This window comes from Burkholderia sp. MR1-5-21, assembly GCF_053427715.1.
This window is the reverse complement of sequence record NZ_JBSAXD010000154.1, coordinates 1-302: the sequence shown is the minus strand read 5'-3', so window position 1 is coordinate 302 and position 302 is coordinate 1. Positions and strand designations below refer to the sequence as shown.

The following is a 302-nucleotide window of genomic DNA, read 5'->3' as shown; positions in this document are numbered from 1 at the left end:
GTAGTGATCGTATCGGCCGCGCGGACCGCGGTCGGCAAATTCGGCGGCTCGCTTGCGAAGATCGCGGCGCCGGAACTGGGTGCGACGGTGATTCGCGCGGTGCTGGAGCGCGCCGGCGTGAAGCCGGAGCAGGTGAGCGAAGTGATCCTGGGCCAGGTGCTGGCGGCCGGCTCGGGCCAGAACCCGGCGCGTCAGTCGCTGATCAAGGCCGGGCTGCCGAGCGCGGTGCCGGGGATGACGATCAACAAGGTGTGCGGCTCGGGCCTGAAGGCGGTGATGCTGGCGGCGAACGCGATCATTGC

1 protein-coding gene is annotated in these 302 nt (G+C 69.9%); it reads left to right on the top strand.

What is annotated here, in order from left to right; all coding sequences use genetic code 11:
* Window positions 1-302 (top strand): thiolase family protein (locus ACV229_RS40855; RefSeq protein ID WP_448088700.1); only part of this gene is annotated, 302 nt, incomplete at both ends.